The sequence below is a fragment of the Streptomyces sp. NBC_01244 genome, assembly GCF_035987325.1.
Lineage (GTDB): Bacteria > Actinomycetota > Actinomycetes > Streptomycetales > Streptomycetaceae > Streptomyces.
Genome location: NZ_CP108488.1, coordinates 2,723,480 through 2,740,600 on the forward strand (window position 1 = coordinate 2,723,480; position 17,121 = coordinate 2,740,600).

Genomic DNA, 17,121 nt, shown 5'->3' on the forward strand with positions numbered 1-17,121 from the left:
CCGTGCCAACGAACAAGCCGATCGCACCGACGGCCAAGAAGAAGCCCCAGGTGACGGCGTCGCCCGAACGCCGCCGCGAACTCCTCGACACCGCCGCCGAGGTCTTCGCCGCGCAGGGCTACAACGCCACCACCGTCCGCAAGATCGCCGACGCCGCCGGCATGCTCGCCGGCAGCCTCTACTACCACTTCGATTCCAAGGAATCGATGCTCGACGAGATCCTCTCCGCCTTCCTGACCGAGCTGTGGGAGGGGTACGACACCGTCCTCGCCGCCGGTCTCGGCCCCAGGGAGACCATCGAGGCCCTCGTCACCGAATCGTTCCGGGAGATCGACCGGCACCGCGCCGCGGTCGCCATCTACCAGAAGGAGTCCCGGCACCTGTCGGTCCAGCCACGCTTCCACTACCTCTCCGACTCGCAGGTCAAGTTCGAGAAGGCGTGGCTGGGGACGCTGGAGCGAGGGGTCGCGGACGGGGTCTTCCGCGCCGACCTGGACATCCGCCTCACCTACCGCTTCGTGCGCGACACGGTGTGGGTGGCGGCCTCCTGGTACCGGCCGGGCGGCCAGCACAGCCCCGAGGAGATCGCCCGCCAGTACCTGTCGATGGTTCTGGACGGCATCGCCACACGAACGTAATCCCGCACATCCCCGGCACATGCCTGGATATCCCTGAGGAGTTCCGATGCCCGAGGCCTACATAGTCGAAGCGGTACGCACCCCCGTGGGGCGGCGCAAGGGGGGCCTGTCCGAGGTCCACCCGGCCGACCTCGGGGCACACGTTCTGAGGGCCCTCGTCGAACGGTCCGGGATCGACCCGTCGGCCGTGGAGGACGTGGTGTTCGGCTGCCTCGACACGGTGGGGCCGCAGGCGGGCGACATCGCCCGGACGGCCTGGCTGGCGGCGGGGCTCCCCGAGGAGGTCCCCGGCGTCACCATCGACCGCCAGTGCGGATCCTCGCAGCAGGCCGTGCACTTCGCGGCGCAGGGCGTCATGTCCGGCACCCAGGACCTGGTGGTCGCGGGCGGCACCCAGAACATGTCGATGATCCCGATCGCCTTCGCCTCGCGGCAGGCGGCGGAGCCGCTGGGCTTCATCGAGGGCCCGTACCTGGGCTCGGCGGGGTGGCGCGCCCGGTACGGGGACTCCCCCGTCAACCAGTTCCACGGGGCCCAGCTGATCGCCGAGAAGTGGGGCATCTCCCGCCTCGACATGGAGGAGTTCGCCCTGCGCTCGCACCGGCGGGCGCTGCGCGCGATCGACGAGGGCCGCTTCGAGCGGGAGATCGTGCCCTACGGGGCCGTGTCGGTGGACGAGGGCCCGCGCCGCGACACCACCCTGGAGAGGATGGCGGGTCTCAAGCCCGTCATGGAGGGCGGCACGATCACGGCGGCGGTGTCCTCCCAGGTCTCGGACGGCGCGGCGGCGATGCTGCTGGCCTCGGAGCGGGCGGTACGGGAACACGGGCTGCGCCCGCGGGCCCGCATCCACCACCTGTCGGTGCGCGGCGAGGACCCGATCCGCATGCTGTCGGCGCCGATCCCGGCGACGGCGTACGCCCTGAAGAAGACGGGCATGTCCCTCTCCGACATCGACCTGGTCGAGATCAACGAGGCCTTCGCCCCGGTGGTCCTGGCCTGGCTGAAGGAAACGGGCGCGGACCCGGAGCGGGTCAACGTCAACGGCGGCGCGATCGCCCTGGGACACCCCCTGGGCGCGACGGGCGTCAAGCTGATGACGACCCTCCTGCACGAACTGGAGCGCACGGGCGGCCGCTTCGGACTCCAGACCATGTGCGAGGGCGGCGGCCAGGCCAACGTCACCATCATCGAGCGGCTCTAGCCTCCGGCGGGTCGTCCGGGGCGGCGCCGCTCCCGGGGGCCAGCCCCCGGAGGGGTCCGGGCGCAGCCCCAGGAGGGGTCCGGGCGCAGCCCGGGGAACGGGCGAAGGGCGGGTAGGGGACAAGCCCCCTCCCGCCCCGCTCACGCATGGAACTCGCGCACCACTTCGATCCGCCCCACGATGTGCGCGTTGAACTCGTCCAGCTCCTCCGCCGGAACCCACAGCTCCAGGATGGTCTCCCCGCCGGCCTGCTGGACCGGGTAGCGCTCCAGGAACGCCGAGTCCACCTCGAACCGCGTCACGTACCCCGCACCGCCGTGCTTGACGTTCCAGTCACTGGCGATGCGGACCGCGTAGTCCTCGTTCAGCACGGGGTAGAAGATGGGCTGCTCCGGCAGCCGCGGCGGCCAGGCACGCCAGTCGAGGTCGCGGACCAGTCCGAGCTCCACCGGGCCCGTCGGGCGCCACAGGGTCGTTGTAGGGGACATGGGCGCAGCGTAGGCGGGCGGCCACGGCTCCGACCAGCCCTTTTCAGACGGCGGCACGGCGCGAGAGGCGGGTCAGGGAGACCGTCTGGGTCAGGGCGAGGGCTCCGGTCAGGGCCTGCCAGAGGAGCGGGTCGGGTGCGTCCAGGCCCTGGGCCGCGGACAGGGCGATCGCCACCGCGCCGAGCGCGAGGACGATCCGGTGGACGAAGCCGGCCTCGGTGCCGTGTGGCAGTCCGGACACGAGGGCGACCAGGGCCAGCATGATCGGAAGCCAGTGCGGCTGGGAGCCGCGCATCAGTAGCGCGGCGGCGAACTCCGCTGCGAGGGCTAGGGAGTTGCGCGCCAGGGCCCCCGGGACCGATATCGACATGCGCACATCATGCCGGGGATATCCGCGTGCGCCTTCGGCGGGGCCGCGGCTAGGATCCGGGGCAAGGGCTGGGTCGTAGCACAGAGGTAGTGCGCCTACACAGCATGGAGGAGGACGCCGGTTCGAATCCGGCCGCCCAGCCCCCCTCCCCTCCCCCCTACTTCGCGGCCGTCGCCGCCACCCACGCCCCCGCCGCCGCGATCGCCGCGCCCGCGGCGGGGAGCGGCAGGCCGAGGAACCCGTGGAAGACCCCGGGGACCAGCTGGATCCCGCAGTCCACGCCGGCTTCCCCCAGCCTGCGCCCGTAGGCCAGGCCCTCGTCCCGCAGGACGTCGCAGTCGGCCAGGACCAGCAGGGTGCGCGGCAGCCCCGAGAGGTCGGGGGCCCGCAGCGGGGAGACGTGCGGGTGGGCCGGGTCGCCGCCGTACTGGTCCCAGTACCAGGCCATGTGCGCGGCCGTGTGGAAGTACCCCTGCGCGAACTCGGCTACGGAGGGGTGCTCCATCGAGGCGTCCAGCGGCGGGTAGAACAGCAGCTGGCCGGCGGCCAGTCCGGGGGCCCGCAGGGCCGTCACGGCTGCGAGGTTGCCTCCGCTGGAGTCCCCGGCGAGGAACAGCCGCGCGGCGTCGCAGCCCAGTTCGGCCGCCCGCGCCCGGGCCCACAGCAGCACCGTCAGCGCGTCGTCGGGCGCCGCCGGCCACGGGTGTTCGGGCGCGAGGCGGTAGTCCGCGGACACCACCACCGCGCCCGAGGCCACGGCCAGCGCCCGGCACAGCGCGTCGTGGGTGTCCAGCCCGCACATCACCCAGCCCCCGCCGTGGAAGAACACCGTCAGCGGGCGGCCTCCGGAGCCGGGCGCCGGGTCGTAGATCCGCACGGGGACGCCGTCCGCGACCGCGTCCCGTACGGAGGCCACCTCCACGCCGCCGCGCGGGGAGCCCGACGCGGCCGCCCGCAGGGCCGCCACGTCCCCCGGGCCGGGGAAGACGGCCGCCATCGCGTCGCACAGCCCGCGGGCCGCCGGGGACAGGGATCCCGTACCGGTGCCGCTCATCGCGCCGTCATCCCGCCGTCGACCGTGAACTCCGCGCCCGTGATGTACGAGGAGCCCTCGGAGCAGAGGAAGAGGACCAGCTCCGCGACCTCCTCGGGCCGCCCGATCCGCCCCAGCGGCAGGTGCGACCAGTCCCGTCCCGCGACGGCCTCGCTGACCATCGGGGTGTCGATCGCCCCCGGATGCACGGAGTTGATCCTGATCCGGTCCCCGGCCAGGTCCAGTGCGGCGGACTTCGTCAGCCCGCGCAGGGCGAACTTGCTCGATCCGTACGCCGCGTGGCCCGGGATGCCGACCAGTCCGGCGGTGGAGGAGACGTTGACGATCGAGCCGCCTCCGGCGGCGCGCAGGACCGGGGCCACGGCCTGGATGCCGAGGAACGGCCCGAGCAGGTTGACCCGCAGGAGGGTTTCGAAGTCCTCGAGGCCCTGGCGCTCCACGTGGGCCGTGCGCCACAGCGCGGCGTTGTTGACCAGGGCGGAGACCGTGCCGAAGGCGCGTACGGCCTCGCGGACCACCTCCGCCCAGCTGTCGGCGTCGGCCACGTCGTGGCGTACGTAGAGGCCTTGGCCACCGAGGGAGGCGGCGACCGCGCGGCCCTCCTCCTCCCGGATGTCGGTGACCACGACCCGCGCTCCGGCCTCGGCGCACAGCCGGGCCTCGGCCGCGCCCTGGCCGCGTCCGGCGCCGGTGATGACGACGACCTTGCCGTCGAGGACCTTGCCGTTGGGGACCTTGCCGTTGGGGAGCTTGCCGTCGAGGGAGGGACTCACGGGTCAGCCCTCCAGGGCGCGGAAGTGCGGGATGACGCTCTCGCCCCACTGGCGGATGGTCTCCATACAGGCCTCCTGGGGGACGGTGCCCATCTGGATCAGGCACATGACCTCGTCGACGCCGATCTCGCGCAGCTGCTCGACGTAGGCGATGGCCGTCTGGGCGTTGCCGTAGGCATGCTCGGCGTTGTAGGTGCCGGTGTCTACGGGGCGGGCCGGGATGTTCGCTCCGTGGAGCTTGGCGACCAGCTCCTCGCGGCCCCTGTCCAGTGCGGCCACGTGCTCCTCGGCGGTCTCGTCCTCGGAGTAGCCGGTCGGCTCGGGGGCGTTGCCGTACCAGTGGGCGATGGACTCGGCGAAGAAGCGCTGGCCGCGGGTGCCCAGGCGCAGGGCGCGTTCGGCGTCGTCGAGGACGATGGTGGGGCAGAGCGCGGAGAGGTGGTCGTTGACCTCGGTGGAGACGAACCGGTCGCCGCTGCGGGTGGCGATGGCCTCGTCGTAGACCTTGCGCATGGTGCGGACGTCGTCGGCGCCGGCGAAGCCCATCACGAGGGCTCCGATGCCCAGTTCGGCGGCGAGCTTGAGGGTGTCGTGCTTGGAGCACGCCATGAAGAGCGGCGGGTGCGGGCCTTGGACCGGGCGGGGCAGGATCGCGCCGGGGCCGATGTCGATGGAGCCGTGCCACTCGAACTTCTCCTCGCGCCACGCGGAGGAGAAGATCCGCAGCGCCTCTTCCATCTGCGGGTAGGTGTCCTCGGGGCGGACCCCGTACATGGACATCTCCTGGCGGGTGGCGCCGCGGCCGGCGCCGATGTCCACGCGGCCGCCGGAGAGCACGTCGAGCATGGCGGCGCGTTCGGCCACGCGCACCGGGTGCTGGTAGCCGAAGGGCATGGTGACGACGCCGTGGCCGATGCGGATCTTCTCGGTCCGGGCGGCGACCCAGGTCAGGAAGATCTCGGAGGCGCTCATGTGGGCGTACTGGGTGAGGGCGTGGTGTTCCACGGCCCAGATCCGGTCGAAGCCCATCTCCTCGGCGAACACGGCCTGTTCGACGCAGTCGTGGATGACTTGGCGCTCGCGTTCGGGCGTCGGGTCGACGAGCTGCGCCTCGAAGATCATCGAGAACTTCACGGGGGACCTCCCAGCCGTGCGCTGCGCACGGCACATCAGAGATGTATTTCGAATAGGAATACTTCTAGCAGTCATAACCTGTCGGGGGAAGGGCCGCCACGAAGACCGGTCGTAGACTGCGCTGCGTGACGAACGAGGCGGCAGAAGAGACGAACGGGCGGACGCTCCCCGCGACCAGCTGGGCGGTGCTCGGGCTGCTCTCCTTCGGAGAGGAGCTCTCCGGTTACGACCTGAAGAAGTGGTCGGACTGGTCGCTGCGCTTCTTCTACTGGAGCCCGTCCTTCAGCCAGATCTACAGCGAGCTCAAGCGGCTGGAGAAGGCCGGCTACGCCTCTTCGCGGATGGTCGCCCAGGAGACCGGCAGCCGCGACAAGCGGGTGTACCGGATCACGGACGAGGGCATGACGGCCGTACGGCACTGGGCGCGCGAAGCACCCGTGGACCCGCCGGTGCTCAAGCACGGGCCGATGCTGCGGCTGTGGCTCGGCCACCTGCTGGAGCCGGAGCAGATGCGCGAAGTCCTCGCACAGCACCAGGAGTTCGCGGAGAAGATGCGGCGGCGCGCGGTGGCCGACGCGGAGGGTGCCAGGGAAGAGGCCTCGTGGGCGTACCCGACGCTCACCCTCAAGTGGGCGGAGCGGTACTACGCCTCCGAGCGCGACCTGGCCGCCGCCATGCTCGACGACATTGCGGCGCTGGAGAACGGGCGCACCCCGGGCCCCGCCCCGGCCCCGGATTCGGCGCCCGCCAAGCCCGCCAAGCCCGGCAAGCCCGGCAAGCGCCCGTAGGTGCGCCGGAAGTAGAGCAGCGGCGCGCCTTCGCGGTGCGCCGTCAGGGCGGTGACCCGGCCCAGCGCGATGGCGTGGTCGCCGCCGTCCAGGACGGCCTCGAGATCGCATGCGACGGTGGCGAGGACCCCGTCCAGCAGGGGCGCGCCGTTCCCGCCGGCCCGCCAGGGGACCCCGGCGAACTTGTCGCCCCCGGTGACGGCGAACCGACGGCACAGCTCCTGCTGGTCGGCGGCGAGGATGTTGACGGCGAAAGCTCCCGCCGCCTGGATCCGGGGCCACGTGGTGGACGTGCGCGCCGGGCAGAAGCAGACCAGCGGCGGGTCCAGGGATACGGAAGAGAAGGACTGAACGGCCATCCCCACGGGACGGCCGTCGGCTCCGCATGCCGTGATGACGGCGACGCCGGTGCAGAAGCTGGACAGGACCGACTTCATGTCGGACATGGCTTCCTCCCTCATGAGAACCCTCCCTGATTATTTCTACTAGGTATATGCCTAACCGAAACACCTGTGATTGGATACCGCCCACGCTCGCTCGTCAAGTAGGGAGGGTCCGATCCGATGCCACCACCCCCGCCCCAGCCCCGGCCTGAGGCGCAGCCACAGCCACCCGCCACGCTCGCCCGGCTCCCCGAGTACGCCGCCGCCGCGTACGGGGAGCGCGAGGCGCTCGCCGACGGAGAGGTCCGCTGGACCTTCGCCCGCCTCGCCGCCGAGATCTCCGCGGCCGCCCGCGCCGCCATCGCCCACGGCATCCGGCCCGGCGACCGGGTCGCGATCTGGGCACCCAACAGCCGCCGGTGGATCACCGCCGCCCTCGGCGCGGTCGGCGCCGGAGCGGTCCTCGTACCGGTCAACACCCGCTACAAGCCCGCCGAGGCCGCCGACGTCATCCGGCGCAGCGGCGCCCGCGTCCTGCTCACCGAGCGCGGGTTCCTCGGTACCGACTACGCCCGTGACCTGCACGCCTCCGGCGAGGACCTCGGGGCGCTCGCCTCGACGGTGATCCTGCGGGACGGGCGCGGGGGGCGCGGCGGCACGGGCGGTCCCGACGGCCCGCCCGGAACCCTCTCCTGGGAGGCGTACCTGCACGCCGGCGAGGCCGTCCCCGAGGCGGAGCGGGCCGCGCGCGCGGCCGCCGTACGCCCCGAGGACCTCAGCGACATCCTCTACACCTCCGGCACCACCGGCCGCTCCAAGGGCGTCATGACCACCCACGGCCAGACCGTCGGGCTCTACGCCTCCTGGTCCGGCCTCGTCGGCCTGCGCCCCGGAGACCGGTACCTGCTGGTCAACCCCTTCTTCCACACCTTCGGCTACAAGGCCGGAGTGCTCGCCTGCCTCCTGCGCGGAGTCACCATGCTCCCCGAGGCCGTCTACGACACCGACCGCATCCTGCACCGCATGGCCGCCGAGCGCGTGACCTGCCTGATGGGCCCGCCGACCGTCTTCCACGGCCTGATCCGCCACCCGGCACGGGCCGCGCACGACCTGTCCGCGCTGCGCCTGGCCGGCACCGGAGCCGCCTCGGTGCCCACCTCCCTCGTCGAGGAGATCCGCGGCGAACTGGGGGCGCCCGAGGTGTTCACCGCGTACGGGCTCACCGAGTCCGGCGGGGTCGTGTCCGTCTGCCCCACCGACGCCGACGCCCGGACCCTCGCCCACACCGTGGGGCTGCCGCTGCCGGACACCGAGGTACGGATCACCGACCCGCTCGGCGCGGTGCTGCCCGCCGGGGAGCCGGGCGAGGTGCAGGTCCGCGGCTACCACATCACCCCCGGCTACCTGGACGACCCGGCGAGCACCGCCGAAACCGTGCTGCCCGGCGGCTGGCTGCGCACCGGGGACATCGGCGTGCTCGACGGGCGGGGCTACCTCGCCATCACCGACCGGCTGAAGGACATGTACGTGGTCGGCGGGTTCAACGCCTACCCGGCGGAGGTGGAGAACGTGCTGCTGACCCACCCCGCCATCACCGACGCGGCGGTCGTCGGCGCCCCCGACGAGCGGCTCGGCGAGGTCGGAGTCGCCTACGTCGTCACCACCGGGCCGGTCACCCCCGAGGAGCTGACCGCCTGGACCCGGGAACGCCTGGCCAACTTCAAGGTGCCGCGCCGGTTCACCCTGCTGGAGGAGCTCCCGCGCAACGCGGGCGGCAAGCTGCTGAAGACGGAGCTGCGCCGCACGGCGCGAGGGGAGTCGACGTGAAGGGAGTCGGCGTGAGGCCGCTGGAAGCGACCGCGGAACAGGAGGAACTCCGGGACGCGGTACGGGCGGTCCTGGCCCGCCACCCCGGCCACACGGCCTGGGCTCCGCTGACGGCGCAGATCGGCGCGGCCGCGCTGGCCGTCCCCGAGGAGTACGGCGGGCTGGGCTGCGGGCCGGCCGAAGTCGCGGTGGTCATGACGGAGCTGGGGCGCGCGCTGAGCCCCGTACCGTACCTGGGCTCGGCGGTGCTGACCGTGGGGGCCCTGCTCGCGTCCGGCGACCGGGAGGCCTGCGCGAAGCACCTGCCGCACCTGGCGGAGGGCACGGTCGTGGGGGCCCTGGCCTGGGCGGAGTCCCCGGAATCCGCGGACGGCCCGCTCGCCCCGGGGGGCGGGTGGGAGCCCGGCGACCTGTCGGCCCGGGCCGAGCCGGCCGGACCGGACTGGCTGCTCACGGGCACGAAACGGTACGTCCTGGCCGGCCCCGCCGAACCGTCCCTGCTGCTGGCGTTCGCCCGGATGGACGGCGCCGCCGGCACGGACCCGGACCGGCTCGGGCTGTTCGAGCTCCTCGCCGCACCGGCGGCCTTCACCGTACGGTCCACGATGGACCGCACCCGACCGCTCGCGGAGCTGACCCTGGACCGGACCCCGGCCCGGCTGCTCTCGGCCGACGGCGCCGGGGTCCTCGCCCGGGTCCGGGACCTGGCCTGCACGGCGCTCGCCGCCGAACAGGTGGGCGCGGCGGCGCGGGCGCTGGAGGCGACGGTCCGGTACGCGAAGGACCGGGTGCAGTTCGGGCGGCCCATCGGCTCCTTCCAGGCGGTCAAACACCGGCTCGCCGACCTGCACACCGCGGTGGAGGGCGCCCGCTCGCTCGCCCTCGCGGCGGCCGCTTCCGACGCGGCCCCGGAGCCGGCGGCCGCCGCCAAGTCGGCCTGCTCGGAGGCCTACGCGTACGTGACGGGCGAGATGATCCAGCTGCACGGCGGCATCGGCATCACCTGGGAGCACGAGGCGCACGAGTACTTCAAGCGGGCGCACGGCTCGGCCCTGCTCTTCGGTTCCCCCGCCGCGCACCGTGAACGGCTGGCGGCCCGGCTGGGGTTCCTTCCGAACGACAGCGTGGGGACCGCGGGCTGTCGTACCCTCGGCCCATGACCGGCAGTGCGATAGACCTCCGGAAGATCGAACGGACCGCTCCGGCGCTCGTGAACCTCTACAAAAGCGCCGGGGTCTCGCTCCGCAAGCACGGCCTGGAGGGTGGACGCGCCGCGGTCTACCTCGTGCTCGATTACTCCGGCTCGATGCGCCCGTACTACGAGGACGGCAGCGTGCAGGCCCTCGCCGACCAGGTACTGGGACTGTCTGCCCACCTGGACGACGACGGCCGCGTACCCGTTGTCTTCTTCTCCACGGAGGTCGACGCGATGGAGGAGATTTCCCTGGCCGGCCACGAGGGGCGGGTCACCGCGATCGCCGCAGGACTCGGCCACATGGGCAGGACGGCCTACCACGCGGCGATGGACGCTGTGATTGACCACTACCTGGATTCGGGGCCGTCCGCCCCGGCACTCGTCGTCTTCCAGACCGACGGCGGGCCCACCAGTAAGTCGGCCGCCGAGAAGTACCTGTGCAAGGCGGCCCGGCTGCCGCTCTTCTGGCAGTTCGTCGGCTTCGGCAACACGCGCAGCTCGCAGTTCGACTTCCTGCGGCGGCTGGACGAACTGCCCGTGCCGGGCAAGCGGGTCGTGGACAACGCCGGCTACTTCCATGCCGGCCCGGACCCGCGGACCGTCCCCGACTCGGAGCTGTACGACCGGCTGGTCGGGGAGTTCCCGGGGTGGCTGGCGGCGGCCCGGGCGGCCGGAATCGTGCGCGCCTGAGGGGCGGTTGTCGGTACCTCGCGCTTTGATGGAGGTATGACGACGAACAACTGGGCCGTATTCGAGAAGGCGGAGCCGGACTTCGCGGCGGCCGTGCAGGCCCGCTTCGCACAGTTCCCGCATCACGTCCTGGCGACCCTGCGCAAGGACGGCTCCCCGCGCGCGACCGGACTGAACGTCGAGATCCGCGGCGGCGAGCTGTGGCTGGGCATGATGCCGGGCTCGATGAAGGGGAAGGACCTGCGGCGCGACGGGCGCTTCGCCCTGCACACCAACCCGGGTCCGGGCGAGACCATGCCCGACGGGGACGTGCGGATCGCCGGGCGCGCGGTGGAGATCGTGGAACAGCCCGAGCTCCACCGGTACGCGGAGGAGGCCGAGGAGAACGACACCCCGCACCCCTTCGACCTGTTCCGCGCCGAGCTGACGGAGGTGGTGCACGTCGGCGTCGAGGGCGACGACCTGGTGGTCCGCTCGTGGACCCCGGAGCACGGGCTGCGCACCCTGCGCCGGGGCAATGACGACGAGCCGGCCCGCGAGGAGCCCGCGGCGGGCTGAGCCGGGCCTAGGTCCTGGCCGGGGTCCGGGTCAGGACGTCCGCCAGGATCCCGGGCGGGGTCTTGGCAGGGGCCTTCGGGTTCTTGGCGGGGGCCTTGGAGGTCTTGGGCGTCTTGCCCGGGGCCTTCGGAGCCTTCGCCGGGGCCGGGGCCTTCATGGCCGGGGCTCCGACGTCCAGCCAGCTCCGGTCGATGTTGAGCGTCACGTCCCCGTACGTGGCGTCGTGGTCCCCGCGGAACTGGTGGGCGCGGCGGCCCCCCGTCCACTGGGTCGTACCGGCGGGCAGCCCCAGGTCGGCGTCGGCGACGGAGGCCGCGCCGTTCCAGCGGGCCACCCACAGCACGTCGGGCATGGCCTCCGGGGCCTGGGCGTAGTGGGCGCTCAGCGCCTTGGCCCCGGAGCTCGCCGCGACGTAGGCGGCGGCGCCGTAGCCCAGTTCGTGCAGGCGCACCGTCCAGGCCGTGAGGTAGGCGACGACCGGGGCGTCCCAGGTGGCCCGGTCCGTGTAGTTCTCCAGGTCGTTGTAGAGGACGGTGCCCTCGGCCAGGCCCAGTGCCTCGGCCGCGTGGGCCGCGCCCTCGGCCTCGGCCCGGCCCTGCTCGTTGGCCTCCGAGGGGTCGGTGGAGAGCCCCGTGGAGGAGCTGTTCCAGGGCTGGGGGCCGACCCAGATCGGCATGAGGTGCCAGCCCGCCTCGGCCTGCCTGCTCACCCATCCGGCGGTGAGCTGCGGCTGGGCGCAGGCCCGGGCGCGGCCGCCGATGTAGACGCCGACGGCGCCGAAGGGCGAGTCGGCCCGCCACGCGTTCATGGTGCGCTGGGTGGGGGCCGTGCAGGCGTCGAAGCCCTCGCCGGTGAAGGGCACCTGGACGGTGGTGCGGGGACCCCCGCCGACGACCCCGGCCGGATCGACGGGGACCGGGCCGGGGGCCGCCGGGGGCGTGAGGGCGCGGGCCCGGGTGAGGACCGCGCGGACGGCCTCGGGGGTGGAAGCGTAGGAGACGGTGGCCATCACCCCGGCGCGGCGCAGGGCGTAGCGGATCTCGTTGCTGTCGCCCCGGACCTTGGCCAGGGGGTCGCCCTCGTCACCCCCGACGGTGGGGATGTCGGCGCGCGGCGGGGCCCCGTCGAGCGGCTCCAGGTGCAGGGTGTCGGAGCGGTGGGCGGCGGCGCGGGCGGCTCCGCATTCGCGTTGGCCGCCCGCGTGCCCGAGGTAGAGGGTGGGCAGGTCCAGGCGCAGGCAGGCGTCGGGGTTCCGGTCGAGGTCGACGACCCGCCAGTCGGCGGGCACGGTGAGGCGCAGCCCGCGGTAGTCGACGGTGCGGCCGTCGGCGGTGGGACCCTCGACGGCCCCGAGGGGGACGGGAGCGAGCAGCGCGGCGCCCAGCAGGCAGCTCAACATCATGTGGGTGGGGAGCATGTGACCCACTGTTACCAGAAGGCCCGGGGGTTGACGCAGAGGCACGAGAGCCCGCGGCCACCTGTTGACGGGACGGCCGCACCGCACCGCGCCGCGCCGCGGACGGCCGCCCCCACTTCCCTCGCTCCCCCCGCTCCCCTACTCCGCCGCCGGGCGGCCCTTGCTCCGACGGGGGGCGGTGGCGCCGCGGATCTCCTCCGTGGCCGCGCGGAACGCGGGTGCGGCGCGGGCGAAGCAGTCGAAGAGCAGGGCCTGCTGCTCCGGGGTGTAGGACCCGATCACGGTCGCGATGTGCCGGCGGGCCGGTCCGACCACGTCCTCGATGCGGTCCGGCCAATGGGGGAGTGGTCCGCCATGCAGCAGCCCACCGGCGAGTCCGTGGACTCCGCCTCCGTCCGGCCGTGCTCGACCGGCTCGCCGCCGCCTGGGAGCGCCACGACGCCGAGGCGTACGGCGAGCTCTTCAGCGAGGACGCCACGTACATCACCTACGTCGGCACCTTCTACCGGGGCCGCCGCGACATCGTGGACAGCCGCCGCACCCTCTTCGCCGGCTTCCTCAAGGGCACCCGGCCGGCCGACGAGATCCTCGACGTCCGCTTCTACGGGCCCGGCACCGCCGTGGTGAACGGCCGCGGGGACACCTACAGGGGCAAGCGCCCGGCGAAGCCCACCAAGATCCAGACGCACACCCTCGTCCGCGACCCGGACGGGCCGTGGCGGATCGCCGCGTTCCAGAACACCAAGCGCAGGCCCCTGATGGAAGCCGTGTCCCACCGCTTCTCCCCGGGCCTCGTCCCGTCCTCCGAGCGCTGACCGCACGCCGCGGCCGCCAGGCCGTCTCTTTCGGACCTCTCCCGGCGCGGCGCAGCCTTCGGACTTTCCCGGCCCGCGCCGCCCGGCACCGCACCTCGCGCACTGCCGGGGCACCCGATACGTCCGGTACGCGGGAGCCCCGGCCCCACCGCCGCGGGTCCGGAGTCGGAGCCGACGTCCCCGGCCCCGGACCCGCCCGCACCCCCACACCCGCCTGGCCCAGAGGCCGGAGGCCGTGGTGCGCGCCGCTCTGTGCGCCCTGGGCCGCCGCACCACCCGCCCGACCGTCGTCCCGGGGGACGCTCCGCTACTCCTGCTGTTCCCGGAATGCGGGCAGGGCGAAGATCCGCTCCTTCCCCGCCTCCTCCATCAGCTCGACCAGCGGCAGCACCAGCTCCCACAGGTCCTGCTTGTCGACCTCGCGCACGAGGCCATCGAGCTCCGCGTCGCCCAGTCCGGCGGCGGCATCGGCCACCACCTTGCGCGCCTCCTCGGGCAGTGCGCCGACCAGCGGCAGGAAGGCGCCCCACAGTGCGGTCGCCACGACGGCCCGTACCACCCCGGCCAGCACGAGCGGGTCCCGCAGGGACTCCAGCCGGGCCACCGCGAGCCGGTCCTCCTCGCCGAGCAGGGCCACGAGCGGGAGCAGGGACTCCCACAGGCCCTCGGCGTGCGTCACCCGTACGAGCGAGTCGAGTTCGGCCGCGCCGAGGCGGGCGGTGAGCTCGGCGATCCGCAGCCGCTGGTCGCCGCCGACCATCGCGGCCACGCCCAGGGCCTCTTCCCAGAGCCCCTCGGCGGCAGCGGCCCGTACGACCGCGCCGAGGCGGTCGTCGCCCATGAGTTCCAGGATCCGGGGCAGCCGCTCGGGCAGGTCCACGTAGAAACCGGCGCGCAGCACCGCCGCGTCGTCGACCTGGTCCAGGATCCGGCGGAGCACCTGGTCCCGCATGTGGCCGACGAACCGGCCCATGGTGAGGTGGTCGCGGTTCTCGGCGAGGGTGGTGGCGATCCGTACGACGAGCCCCTCGTCGAGCCGGTCGACGATCCCGGAGATCTTCCGCGGGTCCAGGTGTCCGCAGGCCTCGGCGGTGAAGGAGACGGGCAGCTTCTCGATGATGGCGGCGGCCCGGCCCGACTCCAGCCGGCCGGCGACGCCTGCGGCCAGTCGGGGCCCGAGCGCCTTCTGTGAGATGGCGGCCGCCACCCCGGCGGGCACGAGCTTGGTCGCGGCGGCGATCCGGTCGAGCATCTCGGGTGCGCCGTCGTTCAGGACGCCGCTGACCTGTTCGCGGAACGCCCGTACGTCCTCGTCCGGCAGCCCGCGCAGGAAGCCGAGCTCCCCGGCGTCCGTGCCCACCAGCCGGGCGATCTTCTCCACTTCGGCGCGGCTCACCGGAAGAGCACCTTGCGCACGGCCCCGCGCGCGAGGGCGGGGACCAGCCCCAGCGCCTCCTCGGCGGCCTGGTTCAGGCCTTCGGCCTGGCGCGCCCGCTCCGCTTTGAGCGCTTCGGCGAGCCGCGCGAGCTCCCCGGCATCCAGCTCCGCGAAGGAGGCGGGAGGCCGGGCGCCTCCCAACTCCCCTGCCAAACGGCCCATTTCCTCATCTGTACGCACGGGACGACCTCCCACACCAAAGACGACACGACGGCTCGCGTCGAGCGTGGGCCCGAATTGACTAATAGTCAATACTCGCGGGTAGGGGCGCCTGGGGGTATCAGCTCCCGCTCTCCACCAGCTCCTTGAGGACGAGGTCCAGCGCGGTGGCCCGTACGCCGAGCACTCGCTCGGTCTCGGAGGCGTCGAGGCGCAGCGCCCGGTCGTACAGGTACGCCATCTCCGGGACCTCGGCCATCACCGCATCCCGGGCGGCCAGCTCCGCCAGCTCCCCGGGGGTCATCCGCCGCAGCCGCGGGTCCGGCGCACCCGCGGCTGCGGCGAGCCGGCCGGCCAGGGCCCGGACGGACAGCTCCGAGGTGGACGGCACGTGCCAGGCGCGGCCCCAGCCGTCCTCCCGGCCGCCGACCGCGATGAGCGTGCGGGCCACGTCGTCCGCGTAGGACCAGGCGTGCGCCTCGTCGAGGCCGACGGGGAGCAGCGCCTCCGTGCCCGCGAGCACGGCGGGGACGACCGTCCAGGTGAACAGGGAGAGCGCCCCTTCGCCGAGGAAGTCGCTGGCCCGGACCTCGGCGACGCGCACGCGCCCGGCCTTGTGGGCGGCCAGCGCCTCCTCCCACATCGCGGCGCGCACCCGCCCCTTGTCCGAGGTCGGCCGCAGGGGCAGGCCGGGGGTCAGGGGCTCGGCCACGGGCCCGTACCCGTAGAGGTTCCCCAGCATCACGTAGTCCGTGCCGGTCCGCTCCGCGGCGGTGAGCAGGGAGGCCGCCAGCGGCGGGAAGGCGGTGCGCCAGTCCTGGTAGGCGGGAGCGGCGGCGTTGTAGAGGGTGCGCGCACCCCGGAGCAGCTCGGTGAGGCGGTCGGTGTCGGTGATGTCGGCGGCGACCCGCTCGACGAGCGGATGCTCGGGCCCGCCGCCGGTGCGGGTGACGACACGGACCCGCTCGCCGGATGCGGCGAGCAAGCGCGCGGTGGCGGTACCGATCGGACCGGCGCCGGTGATGACGTGCACGGACATGGCTGTACTCCCCTGCTGAAAGCTTGAGTTGTGCACTCGATGAATCAACTCTCGCTCCGTGCCGCGCCGTACAGTAGTGGCCTGAATGCCAGCAATCCGGAGATTCGAGCCATGACGACTCCTCCTGAATCCCTTCTTGCACCCCACCGTCCGCACCGGGTGGCGGTCATCGCGGTCCCCCCGGTGACCACCTTCGACCTGTCGATCCCGGAGGTGGTCTTCGGCGCGACGCGCGTCGGGGCGGACCCGGCCTACGAGGTGACGATCTGCACGCCCACCCCCGGCGTCGTCCCTGCGGCGATCGGCATCGACATCGTCGTACGCCACGGCCTGGAGGCGGTCGAGGGGGCCGACACGGTGATCGTCACGGGGACGGGCGCCCGGGTCAGCGGAGACCCGCGGGCACTGGACGCCCTGCGGGCCGCCGCCGCGCGGGGCCGGCGCATCGCCTCCATCTGCACGGGCGCCTTCGTCCTCGCGCAGGCCGGTCTGCTCGACTCCCGCCGCGCCACGACCTTCTGGAGCATGTCGGAGGAGTTCAGGGAGCGCTTCCCCGCGGTCGACCTCGTGCCGGGCGTGCTGTTCGTCGAGGACGACGGAGTGCTGACCTCGGCGGGGCTCTCCGCGGGGATCGACCTGTGCCTGCACATGGTGCGCGGCGACTACGGGGCCGCCGTCGCGAACGCCACCGCCCGTCTGGTGGTCGCGGCTCCCGTACGACCGGGCGGCCAGGCGCAGTTCATCGAGACGCCGCTCCCGGCCGACCACGGCACCTCCCTGGCCGCGACCCGCGCGTGGGCCCTGGCCCGCCTGCACGAACCGACCGCCCTGGCCGACCTGGCCCGGCACGCGGGTCTGAGCGTGCGCACCCTGACCCGCCGCTTCCGCTCCGAAACCGGTCTCAGCCCCCTGCAGTGGCTCCTGCACCAGCGCCTCCACCGAGCCCGCGAGATCCTGGAGACGACCGGCCTCCCCGTGGACCAGGTGGCCGCCCGGAGCGGCCTCGGCACGGCGGACTCCCTCCGCGCCCACCTGGTCCGCTCCACGGGCCTCACTCCGACCGCCTACCGGGCCATGGCACGGGTGCGGCAGCCGTAGGGACGGGGGCGCGGGCCGAACGTCCGTCCGTCCGGCCGGCCGGTCGGACGGCCG

The 17,121-nt window shown here is 73.4% G+C and carries 19 protein-coding genes, 1 tRNA gene and 1 pseudogene; 10 read left to right on the forward strand and 11 right to left on the reverse strand.

The genetic code is table 11. The features are described from left to right. The first annotated feature begins 2 nt into the window (after positions 1-2). Both OG247_RS12040 and OG247_RS12045 read left to right on the forward strand, forming a co-directional pair. A complete protein-coding gene (locus OG247_RS12040) occupies positions 3-638 on the forward strand; it encodes a TetR/AcrR family transcriptional regulator (RefSeq protein ID WP_243330338.1) in 636 nt (211 codons plus the stop codon). A 46-nt stretch (positions 639-684) separates the two neighbouring features. After that, positions 685-1,842 (forward strand): acetyl-CoA C-acetyltransferase, encoded by a 1,158-nt coding sequence (locus OG247_RS12045; protein WP_327252234.1) that lies wholly within the window; start codon positions 685-687, stop codon positions 1,840-1,842. Positions 1,843-1,982: 140 nt separating this feature from the next. Here OG247_RS12045 and OG247_RS12050 read toward each other — a convergent pair whose 3' ends face one another. Continuing rightward, positions 1,983-2,330: a hypothetical protein gene (locus tag OG247_RS12050; protein ID WP_327252235.1), complete on the reverse strand. Its 348-nt coding sequence runs from the start codon at positions 2,328-2,330 to the stop codon at positions 1,983-1,985. A 43-nt stretch (positions 2,331-2,373) separates the two neighbouring features. Further along, positions 2,374-2,700 (reverse strand): hypothetical protein, encoded by a 327-nt coding sequence (locus OG247_RS12055; protein ID WP_327252236.1) that lies wholly within the window; start codon positions 2,698-2,700, stop codon positions 2,374-2,376. Between the two features lie 67 nt (positions 2,701-2,767). Here OG247_RS12055 and OG247_RS12060 point away from each other — a divergent pair. After that, positions 2,768-2,842, forward strand: a tRNA-Ala gene (locus OG247_RS12060). Positions 2,843-2,857: 15 nt separating this feature from the next. Here OG247_RS12060 and OG247_RS12065 read toward each other — a convergent pair. From OG247_RS12065 to OG247_RS12075, 3 genes are read right to left on the reverse strand one after another with little or no spacing between them, the layout of a single operon-like run. Next, the gene (locus OG247_RS12065) at positions 2,858-3,754 is read right to left on the reverse strand and encodes an alpha/beta hydrolase (RefSeq protein WP_327252237.1); all 897 of its coding nucleotides are present in this window, start codon (positions 3,752-3,754) and stop codon (positions 2,858-2,860) included. Then, the gene (locus OG247_RS12070) at positions 3,751-4,527 is read right to left on the reverse strand and encodes an SDR family NAD(P)-dependent oxidoreductase (protein ID WP_327252238.1); all 777 of its coding nucleotides are present in this window, start codon (positions 4,525-4,527) and stop codon (positions 3,751-3,753) included. Before OG247_RS12070 ends, OG247_RS12065 begins: the two co-directional genes overlap by 4 nt. Before the next feature lie 3 nt (positions 4,528-4,530). Further along, a complete protein-coding gene (locus OG247_RS12075) occupies positions 4,531-5,661 on the reverse strand; it encodes an LLM class flavin-dependent oxidoreductase (RefSeq protein ID WP_327252239.1) in 1,131 nt (376 codons plus the stop codon). Positions 5,662-5,777: 116 nt separating this feature from the next. On the opposite strand from OG247_RS12075, the gene OG247_RS12080 reads away from it, so the two are divergent. After that, positions 5,778-6,449 (forward strand): PadR family transcriptional regulator, encoded by a 672-nt coding sequence (locus tag OG247_RS12080; protein WP_442813602.1) that lies wholly within the window; start codon positions 5,778-5,780, stop codon positions 6,447-6,449. Positions 6,450-6,496: 47 nt separating this feature from the next. Here the strand turns inward: OG247_RS12080 and OG247_RS12085 are convergent. Further along, a pseudogene (locus tag OG247_RS12085) lies at positions 6,497-6,910 on the reverse strand (flavin reductase family protein); the annotation flags it as partial. A gap of 102 nt (positions 6,911-7,012) precedes the next feature. Here OG247_RS12085 and OG247_RS12090 point away from each other — a divergent pair. The 4 genes from OG247_RS12090 to OG247_RS12105 are packed head-to-tail and all read left to right on the forward strand — an operon-like array spanning position 7,013 to position 11,102. Then, entirely contained in the window at positions 7,013-8,659 is a 1,647-nt protein-coding gene (locus tag OG247_RS12090) for a FadD3 family acyl-CoA ligase (RefSeq protein WP_327252241.1), read from the forward strand. Between the two features lie 11 nt (positions 8,660-8,670). Next, positions 8,671-9,819 (forward strand): acyl-CoA dehydrogenase family protein, encoded by a 1,149-nt coding sequence (locus tag OG247_RS12095; protein WP_327252242.1) that lies wholly within the window; start codon positions 8,671-8,673, stop codon positions 9,817-9,819. Continuing rightward, the gene (locus OG247_RS12100) at positions 9,816-10,544 is read left to right on the forward strand and encodes a vWA domain-containing protein (protein WP_327252243.1); all 729 of its coding nucleotides are present in this window, start codon (positions 9,816-9,818) and stop codon (positions 10,542-10,544) included. The genes OG247_RS12095 and OG247_RS12100 overlap by 4 nt, the downstream gene beginning before the upstream one ends. A 36-nt stretch (positions 10,545-10,580) precedes the next feature. Next, complete coding sequence (locus OG247_RS12105; RefSeq protein WP_327252244.1) at positions 10,581-11,102, forward strand: pyridoxamine 5'-phosphate oxidase family protein; 522 nt, start codon at positions 10,581-10,583, stop codon at positions 11,100-11,102. Positions 11,103-11,109: 7 nt separating this feature from the next. Here the strand turns inward: OG247_RS12105 and OG247_RS12110 are convergent, their stop codons facing one another. Further along, positions 11,110-12,519 (reverse strand): DUF1906 domain-containing protein, encoded by a 1,410-nt coding sequence (locus tag OG247_RS12110; RefSeq protein WP_327252245.1) that lies wholly within the window; start codon positions 12,517-12,519, stop codon positions 11,110-11,112. Between the two features lie 138 nt (positions 12,520-12,657). Further along, positions 12,658-12,834 carry a hypothetical protein gene (locus OG247_RS12115; protein WP_327252246.1) on the reverse strand — a complete coding sequence of 59 codons (177 nt, stop codon included), beginning with the start codon at positions 12,832-12,834 and terminating at the stop codon, positions 12,658-12,660. A gap of 86 nt (positions 12,835-12,920) precedes the next feature. Here OG247_RS12115 and OG247_RS12120 point away from each other — a divergent pair, with 86 nt between their 5' ends. Beyond that, entirely contained in the window at positions 12,921-13,334 is a 414-nt protein-coding gene (locus OG247_RS12120) for an SgcJ/EcaC family oxidoreductase (RefSeq protein WP_327252247.1), read from the forward strand. Positions 13,335-13,641: 307 nt separating this feature from the next. On the opposite strand, the gene OG247_RS12125 is transcribed toward OG247_RS12120, so the two are convergent. The 3 genes from OG247_RS12125 to OG247_RS12135 form a co-directional block, all read right to left on the reverse strand. Further along, positions 13,642-14,730 carry a hypothetical protein gene (locus OG247_RS12125; protein WP_327252248.1) on the reverse strand — a complete coding sequence of 363 codons (1,089 nt, stop codon included), beginning with the start codon at positions 14,728-14,730 and terminating at the stop codon, positions 13,642-13,644. Next, the gene (locus tag OG247_RS12130) at positions 14,727-14,951 is read right to left on the reverse strand and encodes a hypothetical protein (RefSeq protein ID WP_327252249.1); all 225 of its coding nucleotides are present in this window, start codon (positions 14,949-14,951) and stop codon (positions 14,727-14,729) included. The genes OG247_RS12125 and OG247_RS12130 overlap by 4 nt, the downstream gene beginning before the upstream one ends. Before the next feature lie 100 nt (positions 14,952-15,051). After that, positions 15,052-15,969 carry an NAD-dependent epimerase/dehydratase family protein gene (locus OG247_RS12135; RefSeq protein WP_327252250.1) on the reverse strand — a complete coding sequence of 306 codons (918 nt, stop codon included), beginning with the start codon at positions 15,967-15,969 and terminating at the stop codon, positions 15,052-15,054. 111 nt (positions 15,970-16,080) lie between these two features. Between OG247_RS12135 and OG247_RS12140 the strand changes: the two genes are divergently transcribed. After that, positions 16,081-17,067, forward strand: coding sequence for a GlxA family transcriptional regulator (locus OG247_RS12140; RefSeq protein ID WP_327252251.1), 987 nt, complete (start codon positions 16,081-16,083; stop codon positions 17,065-17,067). The last annotated feature ends 54 nt before the right edge of the window (positions 17,068-17,121 follow it).